Raw genomic sequence first — 9,863 nt, forward strand, 5'->3', positions numbered from 1 at the left:
ACGGGGCTGGAAGACAGCAGCATTCCCATCGGGCAACCCATCGCCAACACGCGCATCCATGTGCTGGATGCGCACGGCCAGCTTGCTCCGGCGGGCGTGGCCGGTGAGCTGCACATCGCCGGCGTGCAGCTGGCACGCGGCTACCTGAACCGCCCCGATCTCACTGCCGAGCGCTTCGTGCCCGATCCGTTCGGCGCGCCGGGCTCGCGCATGTACAGAAGCGGCGACCTGGCGCGCTGGCGCATCGGCAACGATGGCGATGGCACGCTGGAGTACTTGGGCCGCAACGACCACCAGGTCAAGGTGCGGGGGTTCCGGATCGAGCTGGGCGAGATCGAGGCGGCGCTGTCAGCCTGTGCCGGGGTGCGTGAGGCCGTCGTGCTGGCGCGCGGCGAGGGCGCCGACAAGCAGCTGGTGGCCTACGTCACTGGCGATGTTCCTGGCGGAGAAGACGTACAGGCACAGGCGCTGCGCGAGCAGCTGGCCAGCCGGCTGCCCGAGTACATGGTGCCGGCCGCCTACGTGCAGCTGCAGGCGCTGCCGCTCACGCCCAACGGCAAGCTGGACCGCCGCGCGCTGCCCGCGCCGGGCGATGCGGCCTACGGCACGCGCGCGTTCGAGCCGCCGCTAGGGCCTATCGAGGAGACCCTCGCTGAAATCTGGCAGGACCTGCTTGGATTGGAGCGCATCGGCCGCGCCGACAACTTCTATCACAAGGGCGGCCAATCGTTGCTCGCGATGCAAGTGGTGTCACGCGTGCGGCGGGACCTCGGCGTCGAGGTCCGCCTCGGCGAACTGTTCGAGCACCCGACGCTGGTCGCCTTCGCGACCCGCGTGGCTGCTGCGAAGACCACGGAAATGCGTGCCATCGCGCGCGCCGACCGTTCGAAGCCACTACCGCTGTCATTCGCACAACAGCGCCTTTGGTTTCTTGGGCAGCTCGACGAACGGGCAGCTGCTGCCTACGTCATGGCCAACGGCGTGCGCCTGCACGGACCGATCAAGGTGGAGGCGCTGCAGCGCGCGCTGGACCGCATCGTCGAGCGCCACGAAGTGCTGCGCACCTGCATCACTGTCGAAGGCGGCGAGCCGCAGCAACTGGTGCGCGAGCAGGCGCCGTTCCAGCTCGCCCGCATTTCACTGGCCGGCGAGGACGATGCCCAGGCGCGGCTGCAAGCGCTCATCGAACACGAAGGCAGCCGCCCATTCGACCTTGAACACGGGCCGCTGATCCGCGGCTGCCTCGTTCACCTTGCCGATGACGATCATGCGCTGCTCGTCGCGATGCACCACATCGTCTCCGACGGCTGGTCCTTCGGGCTGCTGCTCAACGAGCTGACCGGCCTCTACGCCGCCTTCGTTCAGAGCAGGCCGGACCCCTTGCCGCCCCTGGCGTTGCAGTATGCAGACCATGCGGCCTGGCAGCGCCAATGGCTGTCGGACGAGCGCCTGAAGCCCCAGATCGATTTCTGGGCGACACAACTCGATGGCGTACCGACGCTGCTTGGCCTGGCCACCGACCACCCCCGCCCGGCGCTGCAGCAGTACGACGGCGATCGCGTGGCCGTCGAGCTCGACGCCGAGCTCGTCGCCCGGCTGCGCGCTCTCGGCGAGCGCCAGGGCACCACGTTGTTCATGACGGTGCTTGCCGCCTGGACCACGCTGCTGTCGCGCCTGTCCGGCCAGACCGATCTCGTGATCGGCACGCCGGCGGCCGGTCGTACCCGCAGCGAGACGGAGCCGCTGATCGGCCTGTTCGTCAACACGCTGGCACTGCGCCTGGACACGTCCGGCACACCCACCGTGGCCGAATTGCTGGCCCGCGTGCGCGCCACCGTGCTGGCCGCGCAAGACCACCAGGACCTGCCGTTCGAGCAGGTGATCGAAGCAGCCCATCCCGAGCGCAGCCTCGCCCACACCCCGCTGTTCCAGGTGATGTTCTCGTGGACGAACACACCGCGGGAGTCGCTCGTGATGCCCGGGCTGCAGCTCGCTGCGCTGCCGGCCCCGGCGGCGACAGCGCCGTTCGACCTGTCGCTCGACCTGCAGGAGGCGGGCAATGTCATCGTCGGCAACCTCACCTATGCCACGGCGCTCTTCGAGCGCCCCACCATCGAGCGCCAGCTCGACGCCCTGGTCGTGCTGCTGCGTGCGTTTGCAGACGCCGACGCGCAGGGCATCGGCCGCCTGCCGCTGGTTGCGCCAGCCGAGCAGCAGCGCCTGGCAACCCTGTACGCCACCGCACGGCCGCTGCCCCTGCGCGGCTGCGTGCATGAGCTCTTTGCCGAGCAGGCAGTCGCCACGCCCGACGCGATAGCGGTGATCGATGGCCAGCGCGAGTTGACCTATGCCGAGCTGGCCGCGCACGCCGCCGTACTGGCGGCCCGACTGCGCTCGTGCGGCGTCGGCCGCGGCTCGTTCGTTGCGACGCTGCTGCCGCGCAGCGCCGAGCTGATCGTTGCGCAGCTCGCTGTCCTGCAGGCCGAGGCCGCCTACGTGCCGCTCGACCCGCAAGCGCCCGCGGTCCGCCATGCGCAGCTGGCCGCTGCTTGCGACGCCATCGTGGTGCTGCATGCCGACGGCGCGGCGCCGGATTGGACCGAGCGGCCCTGCCTGGCCGTGACCCTGGGCGGAGAGGAAGCCCTCCCCGCCACGGCACTGCCGGCGGCGACCTCGCGCGCCCTGGCGCCTGCCTGCGCGATCTACACCTCGGGCTCCACCGGGGTGCCCAAGGCGGTGCTGATACCGCACCAGGCCATCGTCAACTTCGTCTTCGGCGGCGAGCACGCGGACCTGACGGCCTTCGACCGTGTCGCTTTCCTCGCCAATCCCGCCTTCGACGCCAGCACATACGAAGTGTGGGCACCGCTGGTCCATGGCGCGGCAGTGGTCGTTGTCGATCACGCCACGCTGCTGGACCCGACGGCGCTGGCCGCTCTGCTGGCGGCGCGCCGGGTGAGTGTGTTGCACCTGACTGCCGGGCTGCTGAATTCGCACCGCCGCGCATTGGCGCCCGTGCTCCGCACGCTGCGCTGCCTGCTGACTGGCGGCGACCGGGTCGATCCGGCCGCGGTCGCGGCCATCCTCGCCGACAGCGCGCCGCAGCGTCTGCTGCACTGCTACGGGCCCACCGAGACGACCACCTTCGCCCTTGCGCACGCGGTCACGGAGAAGGCCGCACTGCAAGCGCTGCTGCCCATGGGCACGCCGCTGGCGAACATGCAAATCCACGTGCTCGATCCGCACGCGCAGCCGCTGCCGCAAGGCGCGACCGGCGAGATCCATATCGGCGGCCTCGGCGTCGCGCTCGGCTACCTGCATGCCCCCGCGCTGACCGCAGAACGGTTCGTCCCCGACCCGTTCGCCGACGCTCCCGGCAGGCGCCTGTACAAGACCGGCGACCTTGGCCGCTGGCGCAGCGACGGGACTCTCGAGTTCCTGGGCCGCGCCGACGAGCAGGTCAAGATCCGCGGATTCCGGATCGAACTCGGTGAAGTCGAGTTTGCGCTGCGCGGCTGCGCCGGCGTGCGCGATGCGGTGGCCGTGATGCGCGGCCGCAGCGCCGCCGACAAGCACATCGTCGCCTACGTCACCGGCGACGGCCTGCGTCCGGACGCTTTGCGCGAGCAGCTCGCGGCGCGCCTGCCCGACGTGATGGTGCCTGCCGCCTTCGTCGAGCTCACGGCGCTGCCGCTGACGCGCAACGGCAAGGTGGACCGGGCGGCGCTTCCTGAGGCGCCGGGCCAAGTTGCCGCCGCGCCGGCCTACGAAGCGCCCATCGGGCCGGTCGAGGAAACGCTGGCGCGGCTGTGGGCCGAGCTGCTGGCTGTGCCGCGCGTCGGCCGCCAGGACAACTTCTTTGCCCTCGGCGGCCACTCGATGCTGGCGATTCCGCTGCTCGAGCGCATGCGCGCCGAAGGGTTGCCGGCCGAAGTGCGCGCCATGTTCGCCGCGCCCACATTGGCTGCGCTCGCGGCCCTGATTTCGGAAGGCCACAGCGCGCCAACCCACGTGGTACCGCCCAACCTGCTGACCCCGGAGACCACCGCCATCACGCCGGAAATGCTGCCGCTGGCGACGCTTTCGCAGGCGAGCATCGACCGCATCGTCGCCGCAGTGCCCGGCGGCGTCGCCAACGTGCAGGACATCTACGGCCTATCACCGCTGCAGGAAGGCATCCTCTTCCACCACCTGCTTGACCGCGAAGCCGACCCCTACCTCACGTCGTTCCAGCTCGGTTTCAATAGCCGCGCGAGCCTGGATCGCTACCTCGGCGCGATGCAGGCGGCAAGTGAACGCCACGACATCCTGCGCACGGCACTGTCCTGGCAGGGCATCGAGGAGCCTGTGCAGGTGGTGTGGCGCCAGGCGCCGCTGCGTGTCACGCAGGTCGAACTCGACGCCGAAGCCGGGCCGGCCTTGCCGCAGCTCGAGCAGTGGTGCGAGAAGCACGCCGGCGTGTTCGATGTCACGCAAGCGCCATTGTTCGGCTGCTTCGTGGCGCGCGATCCGGCGAGCAACGGCTGGTTGCTGCGCATCGTGCTGCACCATCTGGCCGGCGACCACACGACGATGGAGGTCATCAGCGCCGAAATCGCCGAAACGCTGGCCGGGCGCACGTCGCCCGCGCCTGCGGTGCCGTTCCGCAACCTCGTGGCTCACGCACGGCTCAGCGCCGGCACCGCGGCGCATGAGCCGTTCTTCGCGCGGATGCTGGGCGACATCCGCACAACCTGCGCTCCGTTCGGCCTCCTGCAGGCACCACGCCAGGCGCAAGACATCCGTCACACCCACGAGAGGCTGTCCGCCGAGCTCGTGCTGCGCGTGCGCCAAGCAGCGCGCAGCGCCGGTGTGTCGGTGGCCACGCTGGCCCATGTCGCGTGGGCGCTCGTCGTCTCGCGGACCAGCGGACAGCGCGAAGCGGTCTTCGGCACTGTGCTGTTCGGTCGCATGCACGGCGCCGCCGGCATCGAACGCAGCGTAGGCCTCTTCATGAACACGCTGCCACTGCGGCTCACGGTGGACCGCACGCCGGTGGCGCTGGCCGTCGCGCGCGCCCATGCCTTGCTTGCCGAGTTGCTCGACCACGAGCACGCGCCGCTGGCGCTGGCGCAGCGTGTCAGCGGCGTCACGCCGCCGGCACCGCTGTTTACCTCGCTGCTGAACTACCGGCACAACGCCGACACGCCCCAAGCTGTGGCTGACGCGCCCTCGGATTTCCAGTTCATCGGCAGCGAAGACCGCACGAGCTACCCGCTGGCGCTGGCCATCGAGGACTTCGGGCACGACCTGGGCCTCACCGTGCACACGCCCCCGGCGCTTGCGCCGCAGCGCGTCTGCGCGCTGATGCGCACGGCGCTCGAAGCGCTTTGCGCGGCCCTGGAACACACTCCGGATCACGCGCTCGACTCGCTTGATGTCATGGCGCCGGCGGAACTCGATGAGCGGCGGCTCGCCTGCCAGGCCGCCGAGCGCGAGCTCGCCCCGCACTGCGTGCACACGCTGTTCGAGCAGCGCGTCGCGCAAACGCCGAATGCCCCGGCGGTGGCCGCGGCCGGCGTTGCTTACACGTATGCACAGCTCAATGCGCGGGCGAACCGCCTGGCCCGCCACCTGCTCGATCTGGGCGTCGGCCCCGAAGTTCGCGTCGCGCTGTGCGTGCAGCGCGGCGCGCAAGCTGTGGTCGCGATGCTTGCTGTGCTGAAGGCCGGCGGTGCGTTCGTGCCGCTCGATCCTGCGCACCCGCAGGCGCGGCTGCTTTCGACACTCGAAGACTGCGCGCCGCACCTGCTGCTGGCCGATGCGGCGGGCGTCGCCGCGCTGCCGGACGCCGTCCAGCCCGCCGTATGCCGCGTCGACGACGACGTCGCCTGGTCACGGCGCCACGCCGGCAACCTCGACCTGCGCACGACCCGCGCCCGGCCGCGCCGTCTTGCCTACCTGATCTATACCTCCGGTTCGACAGGGCTGCCGAAGGCGGCGATGCTCGAGCACCAGGCCTTGTGCAATCTCGCCAGCGCGCAGCAGCGCGGCTTCGCCGTCTCGCCCGACAGCCGGGTGCTGCAGTTCGCCTCCCTGGCCTTCGACGCCAGCGTCTCGGAAATCTTCGTTACGCTGCTGGCCGGGGCCACGCTGGTGGTGCCTCCAGCGGCGCCGGCGCTGATCGGCGACGCCCTTCACGCCTACCTCGAGGAACACGCCATCACGCACGTGACGCTTCCGCCCGCGGTGTTGGCCGACATACCGGCGGACCCGAAGCCGGCCTCGTTGCAGACGCTCGTTACCGCAGGCGAGGCGCTGCCCGAGGCGCTGGCTCGCCGCTGGGCCGGCGCGCTGCACCTGGTCAACGCCTACGGCCCGACCGAGACGACCGTCTGCGCGACGATGCAGTCGCTCGGCGTCGACGATCGCGGCACGCCGCGCATCGGCCGCGCCATCGACAACACCCACATCCACATCCTCGACGCCCGCGGCCGGCCGGTGCCGGTCCATGTCGCCGGCGAGATCCACGTTGGCGGCATCGCGGTCGCCCGCGGCTACCTGAATCGCCCCGACCTCACCGCCGAGCGATTCGTACCCGACCCGTACGCGAGCGAACCCGGGGCACGCCTCTATCGGACTGGCGACCTCGGTCGCTGGCACGATGACGGCACGATCGAGTTCCTCGGCCGCACCGATGACCAGCTCAAGCTGCGCGGCCACCGTATCGAGCCCGCCGAGGTCGAGACCGCGATCGCCGCGCTGCCCGGCGTGCACGCGGCGGCCGTGCGGGCCGATGCCGAGGCGGCCCAGCTCGTCGCCTATGTCGTTGCCAAAGCGGGCAGCAGCGTGTCGCTGTGGCCCTCGGTGGCCGAGTTCTTCGTCTACGACGAGCTGCTTTACCACGCGATGACGCACGACGAGCGGCGCAACGCGGCCTACCTCGAGGCGCTGCGCGCGCAGGTGCAGGGCAAGGTCGTGCTCGACATCGGCACCGGCCAGGACGCGATCCTTGCTCGCCTGGCCGTGCAGGCCGGAGCGCGCAAGGTGTACGCCGTCGAGTTGCTCCAGCGCTCTTACGACAAGGCGCGCAGCACCATCGACTCGCTCGGCCTGGCCGATCGAATCGAGCTGATCCACGGCAACGTGCTGGACGTGCAGCTCCCCGAGCCAGTCGACGTCTGCGTCTCCGAGATAGTCGGTGCGATCGGCGGCTCCGAGGGGGCCGCGGTGCTGCTCGACGATGCGCGGCGCTTCCTCAAGCCCGGCGGAGCGATGATTCCGTCGCGCAGCCTGACGATGATCGGCGCCGTGGCACTGCCGGAGTCGCTGGTGGACGAACCGCACTTCACCGGCACCGCGCGCCACTACGTACAGACGATCTTCGAGCAGGTGGGCTACCCGTTCGACCTGCGCTTGTCGGTCAAGGGGCTCACGCCGGCCGACCTCGTCTCCGACGTCGACGTATTCGAGGATCTGCCCTTCGACCACGGCCCCGTGGGCTCGGCGTATTCGCGCAGCATCCGGCTCACCATGCAGCGCAGCGCCCGCCTCGGCGGACTGCTGCTGTGGCTGCGCCTCGAAACGATGCCCGGCGTGTCGATCGACGCGCTGGCGCATGAACACTGCTGGCTGCCGGTGTACCTGCCGGCGTTCGAGCCGCCGCTTCAGGTGGCACCCGGCGACGTGATCGAAGCCGAGATCATCGGCGAGCTCTGCCACAACGGGCTCAACCCCGACTACCACGTGCGCGGCGAACTGCGCACGCGCGACGGCGCCTTTCCCATCAGCTACAGCAGCTTCCACGACCGCCGGACCTTCCGCAGCAACCCGTTCTACGCCCGGCTGTTCGACGCCGATGGATCGATGGCCCGCGACGTTGCGCCACAACGCATCTCGGCGCAGGACTTGCGCCGCGACCTTGGCGCCCGGCTGCCCGCATACATGATGCCGTCACGCTTCGTGTTCCTCGAGTCACTGCCGCTGACACCGAACGGCAAGGTCGACCGGCGCGCGTTGCCGCTGCACGCGGACGCCGCCTATGCGACGCAGGCGTACGAGGCGCCGCAGCCCGGTGTCGAGGAAGCCATGGCCGAGCTTTGGTCGCAGCTGCTCGGCGCGCGGCGCATCGGGCGCCGGGACAACTTCTTCGAGCTCGGCGGTCACTCGCTGCTGGCTGTCCAGCTGATCTCACGCTTGCGCACCGCTTTCGACGTCGAGGTGGCGCTTGCCGACGTGTTCGCGCAGCCCACGCTGTTGCAGTTGGCGCAGCATGTCTTGCAGGCCGCGCCGAGCGAGACGACGCGGATCGACCTTGCCGACCGCGGTGCCCCGCTGCCGTTGTCGTTCGCGCAGCAGCGGCTGTGGTTCCTGGAGCAGCTCGACGAACACGCACGGCTGGCCTACCTCATGCCTTCGGGCTTGCGGCTCGTGGGGCCGCTGGACGAGTCGGCCCTGGTGCGTGCGCTCGATCGCATCCTTGCGCGCCATGAAGTGCTGCGCACGGGCTTCGTGCGCCAGGGCGATGGCAGCACGGCGCAGGTGATTGCGCCCGAGGATGTGGGGCTGCCGCTGCTGCGTGCGGACCTCACAGCGTCGGCAGACCCCCAGGCCGAGGCCCGCCGCCACGCGCAGGAAGAAGCCGCCACCGCGTTCGACCTGTCGCGCGGCCCTCTCATTCGCGCCCGGCTGCTGAAGCTGGCCGAGCAGGAACACGTGCTGCTGTTGACGATGCACCACATCGTCTCGGACGGCTGGTCGATGGGTGTGCTGATCAACGAGTTCAGCGCCTTGTACGCCGCCTTCTCGCAGGCACAGCCCGATCCGCTGCCCGCGCTGCCCATCCAGTACGCCGACTACGCCGTGTGGCAGCGCCGCTGGCTCGCCGGCGACGTGCTGCATCGCCAGCTGGACTTCTGGCGCGATCACTTGCAGGGCGCCCCGGCGCTGCTGGAGCTGCCCACCGACCGGCCCCGCCCGCCGGTGCAGGACTTCACCGGCGCGAGCATCGGCTTCGAGCTCGACCAAGCCGACAGCGCCGCGCTGCAGGCGCTGGCCGCGCGCCACGGGGCGACGCTGCACATGGTGCTGCTGGCCGCTTGGGCAGTGCTGCTCGCGCGCCTGTCCGGGCAGGCCGATGTGGTCATCGGCACGCCGGTGGCCAACCGCACGCGCGCCGAGGTCGAGCCGCTGATCGGCTTCTTCGTCAACACGCTGGCGCTGCGCGTGGACCTCTCGGGGCACCCGACAGTGGCGCAGCTGGTCGAACAGGTCAAGGCAAGCGCACTGGCCGCGCAGGCGCACCAGGACGTGCCGTTCGAGCAGGTCATCGAGGCGCTCAACCCCGAGCGCAGCATGGTGCACAGCGCCTTGTTCCAGGTCATTTTCACGTGGCAGAACGCTCCGGAGGGCGCGCTGGAGCTGCCGGGGCTGGCACTGCAGGGATTCGGCACGCCAGGCAACGCCGTCAAGTTCGACCTCGACATCACCATGCATCAAGCCGGGACCTCCATCGGCGGCAGCATCGGCTACGCCACGGCGCTGTTCGAGAGGCCGACCATCGAGCGCTGGGCCCGGCACTTCGAGGTGCTGCTGCAGGCGCTGGTGGCCGACGAGGCGCGGCCGGTGGCCGAGCTGCCGCTGCTCGACGCAGAGCAGCACGGCGAACTCGAGCGCTTCAACGCGACCGATACGGCGTACCCGCAAGAGCAGTGCATCCACGCGCTGTTCGAAGCGCAGGCGCAGCGCACGCCGGACGCTGTGGCGCTGGTCTTCGAGGACGAGTCGCTGAGCTACGCCGAGCTGGACGCACGGGCCAACCGGCTGGCGCACCACCTGCAGTCCTTGGGCGTGGGCCCGGACGCACGCGTGGCGCTGCTGCTCGA

At 70.4% G+C, this 9,863-nt stretch carries 1 protein-coding gene; it reads left to right on the forward strand.

The window, feature by feature from the left end; genetic code table 11:
• Positions 1-9,863: amino acid adenylation domain-containing protein (locus ABIC90_RS27045; RefSeq protein WP_354359772.1), on the forward strand; the 9,863-nt coding region annotated here is incomplete at both ends.

The sequence above is a fragment of the Variovorax boronicumulans genome, from assembly GCF_040544675.1.
Lineage (GTDB): Bacteria > Pseudomonadota > Gammaproteobacteria > Burkholderiales > Burkholderiaceae_C > Variovorax > Variovorax boronicumulans_D.